Below are 20,306 nucleotides of genomic sequence, written 5' to 3'. Positions count from 1 at the left end.
AGAAGGAAAAAAAACCTTTTTACTAGAAACATATGCAAGGTTTATCGTAACCGTTGAAAAAAGAAATCTCTTTTACTGGACTTTTTTAGGAAAAAATAAATCTTGGGGTATTCAGATTCAAACTATAAGACTTCGATGAGTTAAGTAAATAAAAAAGAAGAGAACCTCTCATGAGATTTAAAAACATTCAAATCCTAATCCTTACCACTATATGCACCATTCTAATTTCTAATTGCGCAGCTAAACCTGTAGATATTAAAAAGCAAAATCCTAAACTTTACAAAGAGTTAATTCGAGATTATTCGGTGGTTAGCGAAGAGCAACCCGGAAAGGTAGAAGTGCTAAAGTTCATAGAGAATGAAACACAAACTATCGTTGGAAAGGTGAATAATTTTCCAATAGAGTCTTGCACTTGGTTTTTTGATCGCAAAGTAAAGGACAAGACTGGGGCAGATGATACTTTTTTTCTTACCAAGGCAATCAATCTAAATTGTGGCGGACAATACTATATTATCGAGTTTGATAAAAAGAATCTGCAACCGAATAAACTTAAATACAAGGGTGTGTATAAGAATATTTTTAACCAATTGTATAAGGCTGTGATTCTAGAAGCATCTTGCAGTATCTATTCAACAACCAATAAAGAGGATGATGATAAAACATCGGCAATCGAGTGTTATCCTTACCCATATGATCTTGACCGTTATACGAAAGTGCAAAAAAGGGAAGTCATTGTTGGTTACTTTCTATATACCGAAAGTCAAGAAGTTCTCAATTCACTCATGAGTGCATCTACAGAAGAAAAAGAAAATTATAAAGTTCTTCAGACTCTCAAACAGGATTTTGTAAGCGAAGAGGCGGCTAATAACCAAACGCTGAATCCATCGATTGGGAAAAATTTTAGCTTTAAAAACTGTGAATACATTGATTTTAGAGAAATGCCAACTGAAAATGCAAAAGGGCGTGAGCTAAAGGCAAAGGTTGATAAATTTGTTGAATCCGATCTCACAGATCCCGCTAACAAAGAAAGTTTAAGAGATGCCATTGAAGAGTATCGTAATTGTGGTAATCGATGCGTTAGTCGCGAAAAGGAAATACAAATTCTATTTGAGATTAAGAATGAAGAGGCAAAGCGTAAGGCACTCATCATAAAAAAATTAAACTCTAAGGCAGAGCTTTCTAGATACAAGCGATTTAGTTTTTATCCAATTGAGGGAAGTTTGCGATCAATTGATTTTTCTGCTAAAGGTGATATTGAAAAAATCTATCTAAATCCAACTGTAGATACACCAAATTCTTCTTCTGAGCCAAAGGCAGAAATACAAAACAATTCAGGAAAAGAGGATAAGCCTGAATCAGAAACCAAGCCAGCTCCATTAGAAGAGGAGAAGCCTAAGACGAAAAAGGGCAAAAAAGCAAAGACAACGGAGGTAGTTCAGCCAATCCCTGAGCCAGAGCCAGATGTATATACAGAGCCGGTTCCTAAGGAGCCTTAAACCCTCGTATATTAACCTCAAATTGCCATTGAGTAAAAAATTACGTTTTTACTGAGTCCAATTATACCGAAAATAAAAAAGATACTTGAGAGATTTTTTAGATGCACATAAGCTTGTTGTCTAAAATCTCTTTTTATAAATGAAAGGTGGGCAATGAGTAAACTAAAAACCGCGATGTTCGAAGAAGAGTCTGCTCTTGAAAAATTAGAAAAAGAGCAAGTGGAAGTTATCGGTGATACTATCGATGAAAGTCTACGACTTGCCGCCAAGCACTTTGGGAAAGAAATTTACCAGTTAGATTATGAAGTCTTAGAAAGAGGAAAAAAGAGTCTTTTTTTCTCACATCCATTTCGAATTCGAGTTTTCATTGCCAATCATGAAGACAATATTCAGGAACTTGAGGGACTTGATAAAAAATTAACCGGGGGAAGTGGAAAGCTTCTTTCGAAAGAATTAAAAAATCTCATAGCTCCAAAGGATGTAGATGGATGGGTTAGTATCAAACATTATCGTCACGGATTGTATATGTTGGAAATTCCTCCTATTGGAAATGGTAAACTTCCAACGTTAGGCGACGTCCTTAAGCGGCTTGCAATGCGAGGTATTAATCCTCCTAGTGAAGCGGCTATTCAAAGTTTCCTCTCCTCTAAGTCTACTGAGTATGTTCGTATGGGCGAAGCAAAACTAAAACCATTTGCAGAAGCTGGTGCGAAAGTCGAAATATCTGATGATAATATGAAGGCCTTTGTTACCCTTTTGCCGCCAAAGTTAAGCGGGCGAGATTTAGAGGTGGCAGATGTTATATATGAACTCAAGAAAGAAGATATTGTATACGGAATCAAAGAAGATGTAATTAGAGAATGGCTTGAGCAAGAGAAATACAATGAGCCATTTGTTGCGGCTTCTGGTGATCCGCCTATGCATGGAAAAAATGCACAGATTGTGTATCATGTTCGCACAGAAAAGAAAGTTGTCCTCAAGGAAGATGCAGCCGGAAAAGTTGACTATAAAGATTTGGATTTAATTGAAAACGTTGTTGTTGGTCAATTGCTTGCAGAAAAAACTCCACCAGAAAAAGGAAAGTATGGTCGTGATTTATTTAATCAAATGCTTGAAGCCAAAGATGGACAAGATATTCCATTGAACCAAGGCAAAGGAACAATTCTTTCTGAAGACAAAATGAAATTAACCGCTGAAGTCAACGGGCAAGTAATATTTGCCGAAGATCGTCTGTCTGTTGAAACGGTTTATCGAATTAGTGGGGATGTCAGTATGCGAACTGGAAATGTTACATTCCTTGGTTCGATTATCATTACTGGAAACATAGAAGATAACTTCCAAGTAAAAGCTTCTGGTAATATCGAAATTTATGGAACAGTTCAGAGGGCACAAGTCGAAGCCGATGGCGATATTATTATTCGTCAAGGTGTTACGGGTAGAGGAGAGGCACGGATTGAATCTACAGGTGGAAACGTTGTCTCAAAATTTCTTCAGGATGCAATTGTTGTTACTGATAAGGATGTCATTGTCCAAGAAGTGATTATGAATTGCGATGTAAGTGCAGGAGGAAGAGTTCTTTGCAATGGAAAGAAGGCAAATATTTTAGGCGGACGAATTAAAGCGGGTGTTTTGATTTCTGCAAAGAATATTGGCTCACCTGCGAATCCAACGACTGAACTGGTTGTAGGTGTTAACCCAAAACTTCTCAAACAAATTGAAGACTATACTGCTAAACGCAAAGACGCTCATGAGAAATTGGAAATCTTAAATAAGAGTCATAAGACACTCAAAGCCAGACAGGAAGCGGATCCTTCTTCTTTTACAGAAGAGAATTTGGCATACCTTGGGAAATTAGAAGTAGGCGTTAAAAAGCTGGAAAAAAGAATCGCAGAATATGATAAGGAAATTCAGACTGTAAATTCCTACATGGAGCAAGTTGGAGATCAAGGAAAAGTCTACTTTGAAAAGAAAATGTATGGCGGAGTCTCCGTTCGGATAAAAAATGCTGAGCCTTATAAAATTAAAAATGACCTACAATCAAAAACACTTTTCCTTTCCGAAAATAAAATTCAGATGAAGGCATATTCAGACCCAGACAGCGAAAAGGGGGATACAAGACGTGGTGGAAGACGAAAATAAAAAATGGGGAGAACGTAATTGGAACTTTTAGCTCTAGTCCTTATAAATATCGTTTTTGGGGTAATTCTTTATTATTCTGTTTCGATTAAAGTAACAAATAGTGTTCGTGATTATCAAATTGTAAAACTCAAAAAAGAAATTCAAGCACATACTCTGTCTTTTTTTAAAGAATCAGAAAGCTATCTTGCTTTAATGGATTCAAGAATTGCAGTTCTAAAAAATTTACTTCACAAAGCGGAGACAATGGGAATTGATTTTCAAAATTTACCAAGTCAAGAAAAAGCTAATATAATAAACTCGTCTTACAAAGACACCGATTCCTCAATTCCGACCAAACCTTCCGTGGCTAAATATGAGGCACCGATAGAAACTTTATCTCGCGAGCCGAAGACAAAAAATAAACCACCCGTCGTTTCAAAAGCACCGGAGAGTAATAACTCAGAAGGAGAAGGATTTCTAGGAGGATTGATTGCAGGCTTAGGAAAAGGACTCAAATCCATGTTTGGAGTAAATGATGAGATTTTCATAAATACCGAAAATGAGCCAAGTCCTAAAGCAAAGAAAAATTCTGTAATAGATGTGTCTATTGGTGGTAATCCGCTAGATGCTGATGAAGTCGTTAAAGATAATCTAAACACAGACGAAAGTTTTCAAACTGTGTTCAATGCGGTTAATAATCCTTACCTGCAAAATTCTAAGCCGCAAGATTCAGTAAGCATATCAATTGCTACAGCATTAGAAGAATTACCCGCAGACGTAACAAAGGTAGAAAAAGTTGTCCATCTATTAAAGAAAGGTTATTCTCATAGTGACATTTCGGAAGAAATGGGGCTAGCTATTCCAGAAATTTCCTTGATTGAAACTATAAAAATAGAAAGGTCAAGAAGAGTTTAAAATGTCTGCTTTTAAAATATTAAACATTGGATTTTCGAATATTCTAATGACATCACGGGTAGTCACTATTATCCACGCAGACTCAGCATCGGCTCGCCGGTTACGATCTGAAGCAAAAACATCCGGTCATTTAGTAGACGCGACAAATGGTAGAAAAACTAGATCTGTTATTTTAACTGATACCAATCACTTAATCCTTTCCAGTTTGAAAGTAGAATCTCTAGCTAGAAGAATTGAAGCGGATGACAATAATTTACCCGCATTGGAGGAAGAGTCGCTTGAAAGTGAATCCTAGAGGAATCTTATACGTAATATCATCCGTAGCGGGTGGCGGAAAAACAACACTAATCTCCCTTCTATTAGAAAAACATCCTGATATACATTTTTCAATTTCTGTTACTTCGAGAGCTGTTCGACCCGGAGATGAGCCTGGAAAAAACTATCAATTTGTTACTAGAGATGAATTCGAGCGACTCATTGAGCATGATTACTTTTTAGAATGGGCACTCGTTCATGATAATTATTATGGAACCTCAAAACGATACATTGAAAAGGAAATTCGTAAAGGTTATAAAATAATTTTAGATATTGATGTGCAAGGATTTAAAATCATAAAGTCTAAAATTCAAACTGTTAAATCTATTTTTATTCTTCCTCCATCTGAAGAAATTTGGATTCAGCGCCTTAAGAATAGAGGCTCAGATAGTCCTGAAGTCATTGAGCGTCGAATTCGAAACGGACGAAAAGAATTATTACTAGCAGATGAGTATGATTATAGAATTGTAAATGATAAGCTAGAAGACTCTCTCGCCCAGTTGGAAAGTATCTTATTTGGAGAATCTAAGCAAGAAAAGAAATCTCCCTCTAATGAATAGTAATCTGTCTATTCAGTCAGGCATTTACAAAGGAAGAAAAGTTTTAGTTCCTTCTGCCATTAAAGGTAATAGCAATTTTACCTCCGCACTGTTAAAAAAATCTGTATTCTCAATTCTTGATTCCCTTGATTTACAGGGAGATATTTCTCTTTCCGATTCGTTGTTTATTGATTTATTTGCCGGATCTGGTCAAATGGGGTTAGAAGCTGTTAGCCGTGGTTTTAAGAATACGGTCTTTTTCGAATTGGATAAAAATAGATTTAGAAGCTTAAAAGAATTTCTACCAACGATTCGAAAAGATTTTATCTTACTGCATAGAGATTCCTTTCGATACTATGATTCTTTTGACAAAGTAGAAACAGATTCGCTAGTCTTCTACATTGATCCACCTTATTCATTTTGGGAGAAAGATTCGGAAAAAATTCATCGGCTAACAATGAATATCCAAAACGCCTTTCAAGAAAAGAAAATAGTTCTACTTGTCCAGTCTCCCAAGAATCCTAACTGGGAGAATTTCGAATTTAGACAAGTAGGGAATAATACTTTGTTAGTCGCTAAGTAACTATTAGCATACTTTAATCTCGCCTGATTCGCTGATATATTTAAAGAAAAAACTGGGATGATATGCCGCACTATTTTTTTTAGAAATAATAAAAAAAGATTTACAATATCTCGATATGAGATGTTGTATATTTTATGCATATTATTAGCTGGAAGAAACTTTCTGATTTCATAGAAGACTATCCAAGTTCAGAAAGCTCTTTACGAAGCTGGCATAAGATTATTCGAGAATCGGATTTTTCTAACTTTAATGAGCTAAAGATGACTTTTCGAACAATCGATCAAGTTGGCAATCTTACTGTTTTTAATACAAATGGAAATCATTTTAGGCTAATAGCTGCGATTCATTACAATCGGCAGAAAATTTATGTTAGAGATATTCTAACTCATACAGAATATGACAAAAACAAATGGAAGGAGAAATAAATCATGATTGCAGAATTAGAAAGAGTTCAGTCCAATTGGAAGGAAGTAAAAGATTTTTTATCCGTTCCTCATTCCCAAAAGGAATACAAAAAAGCAGTTTCTTTATTAGATATGGTTATTGATGAAGTAGGGAATAAGCAAAATCATCCGCTCGCACCACTTCTTGAAGTTCTTGGAAGTCTAGTCGAATCCTACGAAGAAGAAAACTTCAAACCAATAGACGCAGAGCCTATCGAAGTTTTGAAATTCCTAATGCAAGAACACAAACTTTCTCAAAAAGACATGACACAATTAGGAAGCCAAGGAGTAGTCTCCGAAATTCTAAGCGGCAAACGGGAATTAAACGTTCGCCAAATAAAAGAACTCAGCAAACGATTTGGTGTTTCTCCTGCGGTGTTTATTTAAGGATACACCACGTTAGTCAAGTTTCCGCTTCCAGTTATTAGAAGAACGCCTTGGTTGAATAGTCCGGATGTGATATTGAAAGCTAAACTACCACCATTAGGAATAGCAAGCCCAGCACTGATTGTATTTGTATTCGGGTCATAGATGGAACTGGTTGTATCATGCATTACTAGATACTTATCTTTGTTTGTTCCATTCATAAGCAATAGATGAGAGCTGGGTGAAATATTACTTGCGCTTCCACTTAGATTTGGTCCAACTGAAAATGTATGTGTTGTTGAATCATATAGATTCGTTGCTGTTCCTGTTCCTATAATAATCAAAGCTTTACCGTTATTAGCCCCATTTGTAATTGGCATGGAGAATGTCCCGTTTGTTGTATTCATGGTCAAAGCTGGACCAGCTCCAAAGGTATTCGTTGCCGGATCATACATGCGAGTTCCTGTTCCAGCGAAGCCTTGGACTACTAGAAACTTACCAGAATGAGTTCCGGAAATAATCGGAAAGCAAGTTGCCCCAAGACCGATCAATGCTCCCGTGGCAGGACCGGCAGCGATGGTGTTATTAGAGGGATCATAGAGAGACGTATTTTGGCTTACACCACTTAGTATAATCAAATACTTTCCTACCTGCGGACCGCTTGGAATTTTGAAGATACATTCAGAAGTAATCTGATTGGCATTAGCAGAAAGAGCAGGACCTGCACTAAAACTATTTGCTACTGGATCATAGATGGAAGTTGTTGCTATCCCACCCCCATGAACGACGAAAGTCTTTCCGTCTTGGCTTCCACCAGAAATAGTAAAGATTCCGGGGCTTCTTCCCATTACCCCCGTAAGGTTCGGACCGGGTGAGAATGTTCCGCTTGTAAAGTCAAAGAGAGAACTTGTATTATTTCCGCCGTTGATAACAAGCATCTTTCCTGAATTGCTTCCTGATGTGAGTAAAACTTTATTAATTCCACCTCCTGCGGCTGATGGCAATATGCTGCTAGGTTCAATTGCATTTTTTATTGGATCATAGAGGCTTGTGAATGATCTAGCACCGTAGAACGTGATATACTTGCCACCATAGATTCCAGATTCGATAAATACAGTTTTAGATGCTTCCGCGCAAACTGAAATCATGTTAGGACCCGAAGAAAATGTGTTTGTCGTCTGATCGTAAAGTGAACTTGTTGAATAAGGATAAGTATTATTGTTTCCGCTGATTATCCATAATTTACCGCTGTTTGTTCCTGAAGCAATCATTAAACCGTGAGTGCCTTGATAGTTTATTGGATTGCCGATTAGACTTGAACCTGCTGAAGCATTTAAGGCACTAGAGTTAATGATAGAAGTATTTGAACCGTTACCGTTTACTGTGAGTATATTTCCGGATTGGGGACCAGAATTTAGAAGAAAGCTTTGTGCACCAGCTGTAATACTTGGGGTCAGGTTCGGTCCCGCTGAAAATGTATTGGAAGATGGGTCGTAGATTGACGTATTTGTGTTTGTTCCACCGTAAAAAACGATCGTTTTACCAGTATTTGTCCCAGATGAAATAGTCATATTATGTGATCCTTGTCCTGGATTCGGTGTCGCAGGAATGACGTTCGGTCCCGCTGAAAAAGTATTCGAATTTGGGTCATAAAGATTTGTCAATGCGGTGCTGCCTGCCAAGATAACCATTACTTTCCCAAAATGAACGCCCGATGTAATAGGAAATGTATTTACGGTCTGTGCAGGTGCTGCCGTTAAATTAGGTCCAGAAATCATTGAATTAGCAGTCGGATCATAAATAGAAGATGTTGTGCCGTTACCATGAATTATTAAAACCTTTCCACTATGAATACCTGAATTTATAAAAAAGTATGCCGAAGATTCTGTAATATTAACTGAACCAGTTAATGTCGGTCCGGCTGTTATTACCCCCGTATCTGGATTGAAGATGTTCATTGAAGTTGGTGCATTTGCTCCCATGACAATCAGAATTTTGCCTTTAGCCGCACCACTTTCTATAGGAATAATTTGTGCACCGCTGCTTAAAGCAACATTTAAGCTTATCGCAGTGCTAAACGGTATAGGACAAGTAGCCGCATCGTAAACTGTGCAAGGAGTGGATGTAGTAAATCCAGTTGCATGAGAATAGTCGGTGGCAAGTTTTACACTTGTATCACTCTTTGCGTTTGTAGTGACTTTGATTTTATGAGTTGCAAATGTTCCCATGGACGGATTTGCCGATAGGGTAAACGTCTTGTTATCCGTTGTGGAAATACTGGAGCGCATTTTTACGCAAGTAGCGAAATTATCAAAAGAAATTTGCACTGTGCCAGAGCAAGTGGTGTCGTCAGAGTTCGTCGTGATTGAGGTTTTATCCATTGCCATACTGAAGGTAATTATGACGGGGGTATTTGCCGTTATCCCCGTTGCTGTATCTGCTGGAGACGTTGAAGTTACGGATGGGAGTAAGGATGTGGATGTAGGAGCTGTTGCTGTTGTTGTCGGAGAATTTGATGTGGATGATATTGTGATTCTTCCTAAAATTGCCGTAATTGTTCCGATCATGCTCGGACTAGGCTTACTTACATCAAAGGGAGAGCGTTTTGCTTTTAAGCAGTTTAATAAAATAAATGGAAATACCAACATTATAAGAAAAATCTTTTTCATTTTTGAACCCTTTTTTTGTATAACTAAACTTTTAATACATAGACAAACAATTCATGCTTTATTGAACAAGATTGAAATGCAGTATCATATTATTTTGAAATTTATTTTTGTAAATAAATTTATTAACCTATCTTATGCTTTATTTATGCTTGAGAATTGTTGATTCTTCTTTGGGATTACAGAAATTAGACGTTCTTTCGACGGCTAATGTCTGTTAATCAATCAGTCCAAGCTCAAAAGCAAATTTTATCATTGCAACTGCACCTGCTGTTTTTGGAAATGGATGATCTAAGTTGGGTGAGCCAAAACTCAATTTGCCGACAAAGGAATTGTAGGAGACGTCCCAATGGTGTGCGTGGAGCATTGCTAAATCGGTTGCCATTGGAATATGAATTTTAGAATGCTTTTGTGTTACTTGCATATCATTATTCGCATCGTATTTATTTAGCTCGTTTACTCCTTGTATTTGAAAGTAAGGAACTTCTGTGATTGTTGTTGAGCCTGTGATATTGAAAATTGGAATATTCAGTGCATCTATCTTTTTTAGATTCTCTCGTAAAAATTCTCCTCGGAAGTATGTGGTTAAATCAAGAATAGCCGCTTTCACATTGTATTCGGATAATCTTCTTATTTTATGAGGGACTTGAATGATTGGTGATACTAATTTTAGTAAAGTTACAAATTCTTCTTGTATGTTAAAATTTATATCTTTGATCGAATCGTAAAGAGAATCCGCAAGATAGGATCCGCCCGGAGCGCCTGCCCAATTAAAAATACAACGAATTCTTTTTTTTAAGTCAGGTCTTTTAGCGAGTAGGACTAATAAATCTGGCATTCCTTTGCTATAAGCAATGACGAAAATATCTTTTGGCGGGATGGCATCTTTTTCAGGAATCAAATCTTCATTTGCATCTAGTCCAATTCCTTTCTCGATTGCATTAAGCAGATCAACACTATTAGCCTCACAACTTCTCATGGGATGAGAATCGGATTGTAAAATTCTAACTTTGTAGTATTTTTGTAAAATAGGAAACGCGTCTTGAAATGCCATTACTGGAAATAGCCCACTCATGAAGCCGGGACAAAATAAAAGAGTCGTATTTTTTAGTTCTTTAAATTCCGGAGCGGGCATTTCAATGTTCCACTCATTTGGTCCTTCGTCTCTTAGAAAGCGAGAAGCGATTTTCTGTCTTGGATCTCGGTTATCAGGTCCTCCGAAAAGTTTCTTGTGAGTAGCCGCTTCGACAGCTTCGGGATATTTGATTGCTTCATTGATGAAGATATTTCTCCATCTTTTAGCGCACCATTCTTTTATTTCGTGCTTTTTAAAATTACGGATACTTTGTTTTAAAGTAGATCGGACTTTTTCAATAACTTTGGGGTAATCAGAAGCGAGTAAGTATTTACGTAATTCAGTCATGAAGGTCAAAATTTACCATTCACGACTGAATTCAAGTTTAAAATCTTATGGGCACTCTAACAAGCTACCGGGATTAGTAGCGAAAGCTCCTAGAGGTTGCACTCGGTTTAATATATATTGCTCAGTAGACGGTGCAGGAGTCGTTGTCAGATTAATTGCTGTAGTCTGAACGTTCATTTTACAAGCAGTTCCTCCACTTGTTCCGGCATTTTTATCGACGAGAGCAGGGAAATCTAGTTTAGCAGGTAAAGGTATTTCTTTTAGAATATTGTTGACTAAAGGAACTACAAGCGATTTGACCAATGGATCTACAACACTTCTAATCGCTTCTGGATCAAGTCCATACGGATTAACGCTGTTACCCTCTCTAACATCGAGTGTGTAGTAGAAGTTTGTGTTAGGATCAATTTCTACAAATATCGCATTTAGATTATTGAAAGATGGATTTGCTGTTGGGTTGGAGAAGGTTTTAAATCCAAAGCTAGCAACTGCGTCAATGCTGACACGAACCGTGCTGATAGTATAGAAGCAACTTGTTCCAGTATCTCTACCGCTAATTGGTCCCGTAGTGCAAGGAAATTCTGTAGATGTTGTTCTTTTTCCTACAATGGTTAATTGTAAATCTGTTAGATTAGCTCTTACCTTTGGAATTCCTGTTCCAGTTGGAGGAATGAGTTTCATAACAGGTGCATGGATAGGCTCGATTGCAAAGGTAATAGGATCTTTGTCTCCAATAGGTGGCAGTCTAGTTTGTGTTCCACTCAATCCTATGAGTGTAGAGCGACCTGGAGCTAGGATTGAAATGATAGGAGATGCAGCGAGTAAGGTTTTGGTTAATTTGAATAAGTCGCTTGTTCCTGCATATTGATTGATTGTATCAATGAATGTCTCATCCATATTAAGGTCAATTCCTCTTGCACGCCAAATACTATAAGCAGCTTGCGTAACGGAATCTGGATGAAGAGATAGCAGCATACCGGGATTAGCCGAAATCTGCGAGAACGGGTAAGTATTATCTAATGCACCTATCGGTTTGAAATATACAATACCTTGCTCTCTAGATTGTGCTCTGTAACCTAACGCAGGATCACTACCACCATAAGCAATGCCTAAATCAACAGAAGAGACTAATCCCTTGTTTGCCCCGTTTACTCTGACTTGAGTATCGTTTTGCAATTTCATTTTTACTTTCAATGGAAAGTTTGCTAAAGGAGCAGGAAGGTAAGAAGGTAAATTCAAACTGATTCCAGGATTTTGAAGAGAACCTACGACTGCATTTAGAACGTTAGGCGCTACTTTCTCTACTACATCTTGTAGCATTGAGTGAACAATCTTTGGGCGAACTTGCGGAACAAGTCCGTTTGCAATCATTTCTGTGATGATGGCAAGTAATTCAGCAGCCCAGCTAGTTGAAGATATAAGATCCATATTTCCGACTGCTAGATTTGAATCCCATTCCATCATAGAGAAATTAGGATCGTTTTGATTTCCGCGTGTAAATGGTTTGATGGCGAGATCGAGAGAGCCATTGTTTACAGAAATATTATTATTTGTAATGGCTGTTCTAAGCGAAGTAGGATTAGGAGATTTATTTAACTCCACAGTTGTTTGAAAATGAAATCTGCTGCCTGCTCCAATTAAAAGTGCAATGCCTGTTCTATTTCTAGCAACGACGTTCAATGTAATATACGCTTTTCTTCCTTTGAGCGCAATCTGTAAGTTATCCGTTGCTGTTGCACTCATAGCTGCTTCAACGCTTTGCACTCCTCCGGTCAATCCAGGTATGCTTGCATCGGAAATATATACGTCCATGTCAAAGTAAGAATCATTCCAGAGTGTTAAAATACCGTTATAAGTTCCAACAAAGGCTCCCGGATTTTCGCCCGATCCTCCACAATATCCATCTCCGTTCGCTGTTCCTGAGTCACCATAAGTTCTAATAAAACTAAAAGTTCCATAATTGATACAATGGCTTGTTCGCTTTGTGCTGCTGGTTGGTTGTCCCATAAATTCATTGAAGGTTTTGTTTGTAGCTCCGTCTTTCACTTTGAAGTCTGTCTTAACAAATCGCTCTACGACTTGACCAAGAAGTTTCATCATGATTCCTTCGTCTAACACGCCAGTAGCCGCATTGGAAAGAATGCTTTCATCAACTGCCGGTGTAGCTGGGTTATCAACGGCAACTAATACGTTGCCCCAATTGAAACTAAAAAATCGTTTATAGGTTTTATTGTCTTTGGTTTGAATTTGATAATAATAAGTATTTCCGCCTTCGATTGGTGGAATAGGAGAAGTGTTGAGATTAAATGCTGTAACTAAACCAGAACAACTGGAACTACAAATTTCGTGACCAGTGCTATTGCCAAGACGAAATAGTGTGATCTTAGCAATATTGATGAATGCTCCCTGTGGGTTTGTAAATGCACTGAATAATTGAAGCGATGCAGATTTATTGAAGGTAATATCATTATTCCCTCCGAGTGTGAATCCATTAACCAAGTTTGTAATTTGAAAATCGTGCTCTGTTTTAAATGTAGTCTTGTATTCAGATGAAATCGGAGTGCCTGCCGCTCCTGTTGCCTCCGTTGTAATCGTGAGCGCATACGTTTCGTTAGGCTTAAGCTCTTTGTATGGGTCGAATAAAAGTCGTCTACCACTAAGCCAAGTAAAACGTCCCCCTTTATCAGAAATATCCGCATCGTCTAAATCATTTCCACCCGGAGAAGGGATAGGTCCTGAGTCGAGGCTAACGAGAGAAAACGCTGCTTTGACAGATTTTTTATTCATGCCTGCGCTAAAGATGATTTCTAAATTCTTGTATCTGTCTACGTTATCAGAAGAAACTAGACAGAGCTTAGCAGGCTTTCCTTCTTCTGGAGAGCAATTGGCATTAACCGTTGAGCCGCCCGGTGCTACTATTTGTGTATCAGAATTATTGTAAGTAGAAAGAGTTGCGCCGCTGTCATTGGGCTCTGCATAGCTAGATGAATTTCCGCCTGTTAAGGCAATCGGAATGAGATTGGAGATGTTATTTTTATTTTTGCCGCCCACTGCTGGGTTACATCCGAAAATGCTTACGATAGTGAACATAGTAAGCACCTGAAGTATCTTTTTCGCTAAATTTTTCATTTTCAAATCCTCGTAAATTCGTTTAGGTTTTTTACACCTTTTGTCAAATGTGCAAATTATTTTCTTTTTTGTAAACATTTATTTTATGCTGAAAATTATATTTAATCTCTGAAAAACAGAGGTGTTCTCATTTATATTTAAACTGTCTTCAAACGAAAGCCCTTGCTTTTCTAATTTTTTTCCGTATTGGTAAATGTCTGCAAAAAGAGAAACTAACACTCCACTCGAATAAAGCAGAGAGTTAGGTGTATTTTGAGCGGTTACGACCATATCCGATTTCAAGAATCGCTCTGCATCAGAGACCAGACTTGCAATGCTGTATGGACTAAAGCTCATGTTGCCTTCGAGGAAATAAACAAATCCTCCCGGGCTAGCAAGTGAATACGATAATCCGAATACATTCCGTCCATAGGGCGCTGTTTGCTTGAGCACTGGTGGAACGTAGTCTGTTAAAATATTTGTTAGGTTGTAATAGCCATTAGCCTCTTTCGTGAGGAGGGAATCTAACATATCTAAAAGCGCTGTAACTTCCGCTGGTGTTGGCTTAATATCAATTACCAAATCTAAAATAAAATCAATGTTTTTTACAAGGGAGTATCCAGATGTTTTGGAAAAATAATCTCTGGCAAATGCAACGGAATCATTGACTCCTGACCAAGAACTATCTGTTACATTTTTTGATCTATTATCTGGATAAGCTGCAAGAACGGCTACTTTTTCGATAATAAATTGTTGTAGGTTGTATTGGTTAGCCGCAGTAGCACCATCTGAATTTACTTTAATCTGTCCCATAATTCTTTGCACTGCTGCCCAGATTTTATCTCTACCTGATTTTTTGGTAGAATCTCCAAGCGAAACAAACATCTGCACTAAGTTTGTAAGCAAATCTGTCTTAGCCACAAGAATGATTGCACCATCTTGAAATCTTCTTTGGCTTTCGACAAGAAAAGAAATAGGCGAAAAGATTATATCAGATGGAAGATATTCGCCTGGTGTAGCTGTAGGAGATCTTATGGGGTTATCATCCGTTAGCCTTATATTGATTAACGTTGGCTTGGTTGTATAAGGAGGGCTAGGAATACTCGTATTGTCAACATCAACCAATAAATAGGGTCTAGAAAGAATTTTACTTAGATCGGTAAGTAATGTAAATGGATTCTTTCCGACGGTTGTTGCATCAGCTTGATCGTCTAAGGTCTTTGCAAGGGCGACAATAAGAGGGAGCAGCTTATTTCGCTTTTCCCAATTTGCTGTTGTTAAAGAGGGGGTAACAGTCGTTGTTCCCGTAAATCCAAGTCTTTCTAAGACAGGAAAATTAAAAGAGATTACGGGGGGAATTAGTCCATATACTTGTGTTGGGTTTGGAATGAGTAGAGGCCACACGAGATTTGATTGTAAGACTAGAGCTTCTTGGAAAGGAAGATTTCCCGCTGCTCCATAGCCCCAACCTTCTACATAAACGGCTGAATCTCCAGCAACGCTAGAAAATTTAGAAGCAGTAAAGTCTTTATAGCTAGCTGCATTATCTCTTAAACTCACCGAAGTATTTTTTTGCCATGTTCCATTGCTTGCTCCCCCGCAAGTAGATGCTGTAGAGCTGCTGCAATATGGTTTTAGACTCATCATACCTTTGAGTCCATTTCCTATCGCTACAATAAATAGTGCTTCCTCAAATGCAAGCGACGCATCCAATTTGGCTCTGGCGGGGATAACAACGACAAACCGCTTTTCGTAAAGTAACCACTGAAAGTTTTTATAAAATGCTTCTTCATCTGAACTGACTGCACGCTCTGAGTCGGTTTTTGCGATTTCAAATATGGTGAACCCGGATCCTGGATTGGCAGCATTGCCAGAAGTGCTTTGTCCTGCATACTCAGTGCCTCCCATTCCAATGTCTTTACAATTCGCTATAGTCGTTGTTGTATTGCTAATACAGATTTTATACTTTGCCGTTTGCCAGGTAGGCTTGAAGCGATTTTCGGAAAGATTCGCATAACGAGCAATAGCCCCATCTGGCGCAAGGAAATTTCCACTGCTATCTTTTTTATTTTTATTATAATAAGGTCCATAGCCAGAATACGTTACGCGCTTTACCCAGTTCAAAACCCAGGGAATTGTATTCCTATAAATAAAATCGGTTCCGGAGGATTCTATCGGTAGAGCGGATCCAATGGATTCTGCTTCTAAGAGGGAAAGTTCAGCAGTATTAAAATCTATGCCATTAGCCGCACCTGTGAGTGCTACTCCATTTTTAAAAACTTTTGCGCTGTTCTTGCTAGAGGTCATAATGGAATTAAAATTGATTGCGGTTCCTGCTTGTATGACTGATTGCAAAGCCCAAAGACTATCGCCCAAATTCAACTGGCCATAGGTAGGTTCGGTGATCCAACTTCTATCTGTTTGTGCTACGTTCCATTTATAACCAAACGAATCCACAATACTCAGCGTTAGTAGCAAACTCTCTAGCGCAGAAATGCTATTAGCCGTTGAATCTTTGAATCTATCTTTACCGTAAGAATCTTGGAGAACTAAATCTAAAAGAGAATTTTCAATTCCAGTAGTCGTGCCTGCAAAATCAAGTAGCTGTAGATTTTCTCCGAGCTTATCGACTAAAATTGCTGTTGAGTCTTTTGTAGTTGGAGAAGCAGGTGGAACTAATAGCTGACGAATGTTTTTATATAAGTCTACAATCACATTGCTTAATTCCGCTGAATTGATTGTAACGGGAGTTGTATAACTTGTGCTGTAGGTTGTAGAGAATCCGCTTCCACCAACGGTATAGTATTTTTCAGCGTTTACCATTAGCTCCTTGATGGTGGTTTCTGATGTTTTGTTGTCGGAGGGTCCGGTTCTTTTATATAACATTTCTCCGAATCCATAGATGGTTCCAATGAGTCCGTTTTTTAATTTCCTATCTCCGCTGATAACTGGATCTAAAAATGCGTTAGTTGCACTTTCTAGAGCTGCTCTCACGATTGAATTTGATCTTATCCCTTTGACGGCTACATCCTGGTAATCCTCCATTGTCTTTTTGGAATCTGCATTGCCAAGTGTGTTTGCAAAATCGGTCACTTGTCTACTTATAGTCGCGGAGCTTTTAGTTGTATATTCTTGTAGTAGATATGAGGTAGTAATTGGTAATACATTTCGAATCACTGGTTGATTGTAATTTCGAACTCTTTCTAGTAGCGGTTGAAGGTTGTTATAGGTTGCAGGATTATTTCGCTGAATTCGTCCGAGCATATTTGCCGTTTGCCCTAAGAGTGCTTGTAATTCTGTGCGGGTATTTAACATTATGCTCTGAATGAGTCTCAACCCTCCTAGTATATCTTCTTTTGCAGAAAGACGCAGCGAATTATCAAGCCTCGTATTGAAGTCATCTACCTTGACACTTTTAAATGGTTGCTTTAAGGCGGGGTAAGAATCCAATAAATTAAAAAGAACTAGTCCACTGCTAGATTGAAACCCATCAGTAAAAAGATTAACATCGGATAGCTTCTTAGAATTTTTTTGGCAACTCCAACTTGCCTGTAATAAAATTAGAACTAAGAAGATTGTAAGGACTCTCTGCATGGGTGGACTCTCACTTGGTAGAAACAGTTTTTACTAAAATTCCTAATGTTTTTTTAAATTGTCAAATCATTAATTGAAAAAAAATTATGCAGTCACCTCGAACAGCTTTATCGTCCACCCGTTCGCTTTGTCGCGAACACAGCGCCTTCGCAAGGTCTATCTAGCTTAATACTATCGTGGTATTGCCAGATAGATTTCTCATATTTGTTTAAAATGACTGTAAAAAAATCTTCTTGCTTACATACTTGTGCTTCGTAGGCTTCAATATAGCAAAAGGAATTTACACTTACTATGAATCCATTTTTCCAACGTATAAAACAAAAACTTTTATCCATCTTTCATTTTATAAAATTTTTCTTTATAAATATATTTAGTAAAATCGGAAACTCTATCGCTTCGATAGTAGCAGCCCTATTTGCAAAACTCCGTGCTTTTAAAGAATATATCATTGCAGATCGGAAGCGGCTAATCGCATTTTTTCTCTCTTTTCCGTTGACTGCCGCACTTGCTACGTCTGGATATTTTGTTTTTAGAAAGCACTATAAGATTCACTCCAAGGTTCAATCGGGATTGTATACTGTTCCTCCGGATGCTGAATTCTATTTTGAAATTAAGAATACAAAGTCCATAAAAGAAATCCTAATCAAATCAGAGACATTTCAAAAAATAGAAACCTCCGAAGCATGGACTAGATTTCTTTCTTCGCTTGCAGGAAAGAAATTGGGTGAGCTTCTATACCTTGTGGAGCTAAAGTCAAACGCACTGCTAGATTGGAAAGATTTCTTAGAATTGTTCGGAGAAAGTATTGGTTACGCATCATTTACCGATGGAACTTATTCAGTAGTAGCGAAGACCAATTTAAAATCTAGATTTGGGATTACGATGATTGAATCTTTTAAGGCTGAAAAAATTCCTCTTAAAAAAATAAAAGAAGAAAAGAAAGTGGAGCCAGAAGCGGCTAAACCAAATGAGCCTGTTAATCCTCCACAGGATGCGGCTAATGCTGATGAGTCGGTAACTGCTCCTGTAGAAGAGAAAGAGAATGTAATATCAGAGGAAAACTATGAAGCTGGATTTTTAGAAGAAGGAATTAAAAATGGAAATTTGATTATTAGTCAAGTAGAGGCTAATCATGGCTCTGTCTACTTTGTATTAGTCGGAGAGTATTTATTTTTGTCTGATTCTTTAGAAACTCTTTCACGCACTCTAGAGGCGGCAACCAATCCCGCTAAGAAATCAATCCTTGCAAATAAGGAAATGGATTCTGTATTCAAAGAATATTACAAAGAAGGTATTCAAGCTGTGGCTTACATCGGTTTGTCTGACACAAACTTCACTCCGTTCTTAAAACCAATTGCAGAGAATGCAAATTCAATTTCTTTTTATTTAAGATGGAAAATAATTTACTCACAGCGGATATTTTCACAACAGAAAGAAAACCTGCTCCCAATGCAAGCCCTGTCGAAATTAATAAAATTCAATCTACCATACCGAATGACGTTCTACTTGCAATCTATTCTAATTCCATTGGAATGAAGGAATATATTTCCTCAGCGTTAAATCCCGGTAATGCGTGGACGGAATTAAGTCTAATGACTCCCTTATTTTTAAAGAACGGAAATCTTCCCTATGAAGAATACTTTCCGACTCAGTCTGCTAGTGCGTTTCTTTTGCATAAACCAGTTTTTGTAGAGGAAGAAAAAGTTCTATATCCTGACTTCACCATTGGATACGTTAGCCCAAAAGAAGATGATATTTTTCTAAAATCAATCTTCAAATCAGGCAAAGCCACAAAAGAATCTCACCTAGATGAAAATTTCAAAACTTACAAACTAAGCGGAGCCTTTTATTCTCCTTCTCTCTACTCTAAGGATAAAATCCATTGGCTTTCTTCTAGCGTTGAAAATACAAAAGATTGCATCGCAGCGAAGAATGGAAATAAGCCTACGATTTCCGATCTGAATTCATCTAAACTTTCTTCTCCCTGGAAGGACGCTCCTCATCATGTAGTTTTGAACTGGCAGAGGCTAAGAGAAGATATTCTCAGCTTTCTGATCTACGGTGGTATTAAATCCGGTAAATACACAGAGAAGACTGTCACTAACGATATTCAACCCCTCCTAGAAACCTTTGATTGGATTGAGTCCATTCACATCGCCCTCGGTGCCAAGGGAAATGTTTATGGCAAAATGATATTATCCGGAATGTAAGCCTCGGTATACATAACATAACCCCTCGTTGCAGTTCATGTTGCGGTTCATATTGCAGTCCATCTTTAGTCTGAAAGTTTTTAGAGTATAGTTGAACTGATACATGAACTGCAACGAGGACTGCAACATGGGTTATGGTTAATGTTGAATTGGTCGTTTAGTAATTTAGCTTTTAGAAATTCTTTTGGAAATTATATATGCATGAATGTTTGCATGAATCTTTGCATGGGCTGAGAGGACACCCATGCGGAGAGTATTGCGCCCCGTTGGGGCTTTTGTAAATTTGCATACCTTTATTGTTGAGATTGACAAGTTGTGAAAGCTGGTTTTGCTTGGATACTAGAGGTATATCTTCATTATAATTTTGCATTTATTTTGTGGGAATAGAATTATGGAAGAAGTTGGATTCAGAATACAGGAAAGAAAATTCTATCTCTTGAGTCTACTCATTGTTTTACTCATCGGCTTTCCGATTTGTTATAAATTTTTGAAATAGAAAAAGATTTATATTTTAGTAGTAGAGACAGGTC

General features: G+C 37.8%; 14 protein-coding genes. 10 read left to right on the top strand and 4 right to left on the bottom strand.

All coding sequences use genetic code 11. The features are described from left to right. Positions 1–170 precede the first annotated feature (170 nt). The 8 genes from IPH52_01105 (at position 171) to IPH52_01070 (ending at position 6,796) form a co-directional block, all read left to right on the top strand. The gene (locus tag IPH52_01105) at positions 171–1,496 is read left to right on the top strand and encodes a hypothetical protein (GenBank protein MBK7053639.1); all 1,326 of its coding nucleotides are present in this window, start codon (positions 171–173) and stop codon (positions 1,494–1,496) included. Positions 1,497–1,670: 174 nt separating this feature from the next. Next, on the top strand, positions 1,671–3,635 hold the full coding sequence (locus IPH52_01100) for a FapA family protein (GenBank protein ID MBK7053638.1): 1,965 nt from the start codon (positions 1,671–1,673) through the stop codon (positions 3,633–3,635). Positions 3,636–3,653: 18 nt separating this feature from the next. After that, on the top strand, positions 3,654–4,529 hold the full coding sequence (locus IPH52_01095) for a hypothetical protein (protein MBK7053637.1): 876 nt from the start codon (positions 3,654–3,656) through the stop codon (positions 4,527–4,529). 1 nt (position 4,530) lies between these two features. Continuing rightward, positions 4,531–4,824, top strand: a complete 294-nt coding sequence (locus tag IPH52_01090) for a DUF370 domain-containing protein (GenBank protein MBK7053636.1) — start codon at positions 4,531–4,533, stop codon at positions 4,822–4,824. Next, positions 4,772–5,404 carry a guanylate kinase gene (gene gmk / locus IPH52_01085; protein MBK7053635.1) on the top strand — a complete coding sequence of 211 codons (633 nt, stop codon included), beginning with the start codon at positions 4,772–4,774 and terminating at the stop codon, positions 5,402–5,404. Before IPH52_01090 ends, gmk begins: the two co-directional genes overlap by 53 nt. Further along, complete coding sequence (locus IPH52_01080; protein MBK7053634.1) at positions 5,397–5,966, top strand: RsmD family RNA methyltransferase; 570 nt, start codon at positions 5,397–5,399, stop codon at positions 5,964–5,966. Before gmk ends, IPH52_01080 begins: the two co-directional genes overlap by 8 nt. 134 nt (positions 5,967–6,100) lie before the next feature. Continuing rightward, positions 6,101–6,391, top strand: coding sequence for a type II toxin-antitoxin system HigB family toxin (locus IPH52_01075; protein ID MBK7053633.1), 291 nt, complete (start codon positions 6,101–6,103; stop codon positions 6,389–6,391). Between the two features lie 3 nt (positions 6,392–6,394). Further along, positions 6,395–6,796 (top strand): helix-turn-helix domain-containing protein, encoded by a 402-nt coding sequence (locus tag IPH52_01070; protein ID MBK7053632.1) that lies wholly within the window; start codon positions 6,395–6,397, stop codon positions 6,794–6,796. Here IPH52_01070 and IPH52_01065 read toward each other — a convergent pair. The 4 genes from IPH52_01065 to IPH52_01050 form a co-directional block, all read right to left on the bottom strand. Continuing rightward, positions 6,793–9,444 (bottom strand): Ig-like domain-containing protein, encoded by a 2,652-nt coding sequence (locus tag IPH52_01065; GenBank protein ID MBK7053631.1) that lies wholly within the window; start codon positions 9,442–9,444, stop codon positions 6,793–6,795. The two genes, IPH52_01070 and IPH52_01065, sit on opposite strands and share 4 nt — an antisense overlap. A 214-nt stretch (positions 9,445–9,658) precedes the next feature. After that, positions 9,659–10,864, bottom strand: a complete 1,206-nt coding sequence (locus tag IPH52_01060) for a hypothetical protein (GenBank protein ID MBK7053630.1) — start codon at positions 10,862–10,864, stop codon at positions 9,659–9,661. A gap of 45 nt (positions 10,865–10,909) precedes the next feature. Then, positions 10,910–13,993 (bottom strand): Ig-like domain-containing protein, encoded by a 3,084-nt coding sequence (locus tag IPH52_01055; protein MBK7053629.1) that lies wholly within the window; start codon positions 13,991–13,993, stop codon positions 10,910–10,912. Positions 13,994–14,071: 78 nt separating this feature from the next. Further along, positions 14,072–17,566: a hypothetical protein gene (locus tag IPH52_01050; GenBank protein MBK7053628.1), complete on the bottom strand. Its 3,495-nt coding sequence runs from the start codon at positions 17,564–17,566 to the stop codon at positions 14,072–14,074. A 291-nt stretch (positions 17,567–17,857) separates the two neighbouring features. Here IPH52_01050 and IPH52_01045 point away from each other — a divergent pair, with 291 nt between their 5' ends. Together IPH52_01045 and IPH52_01040 are read left to right on the top strand one after the other, a co-directional pair. After that, positions 17,858–19,102, top strand: a complete 1,245-nt coding sequence (locus IPH52_01045; protein MBK7053627.1) for a hypothetical protein — start codon at positions 17,858–17,860, stop codon at positions 19,100–19,102. Then, positions 19,099–19,776 carry a hypothetical protein gene (locus tag IPH52_01040; GenBank protein ID MBK7053626.1) on the top strand — a complete coding sequence of 226 codons (678 nt, stop codon included), beginning with the start codon at positions 19,099–19,101 and terminating at the stop codon, positions 19,774–19,776. The genes IPH52_01045 and IPH52_01040 overlap by 4 nt, the downstream gene beginning before the upstream one ends. Positions 19,777–20,306: the final 530 nt, after the last annotated feature.

It is taken from the genome of Leptospiraceae bacterium, assembly GCA_016708435.1.
Lineage (GTDB): Bacteria > Spirochaetota > Leptospiria > Leptospirales > Leptospiraceae > UBA2033.
The sequence above is the reverse complement of the archived record's forward strand: the minus strand, read 5'-3'. Positions and strand labels throughout refer to the sequence as shown.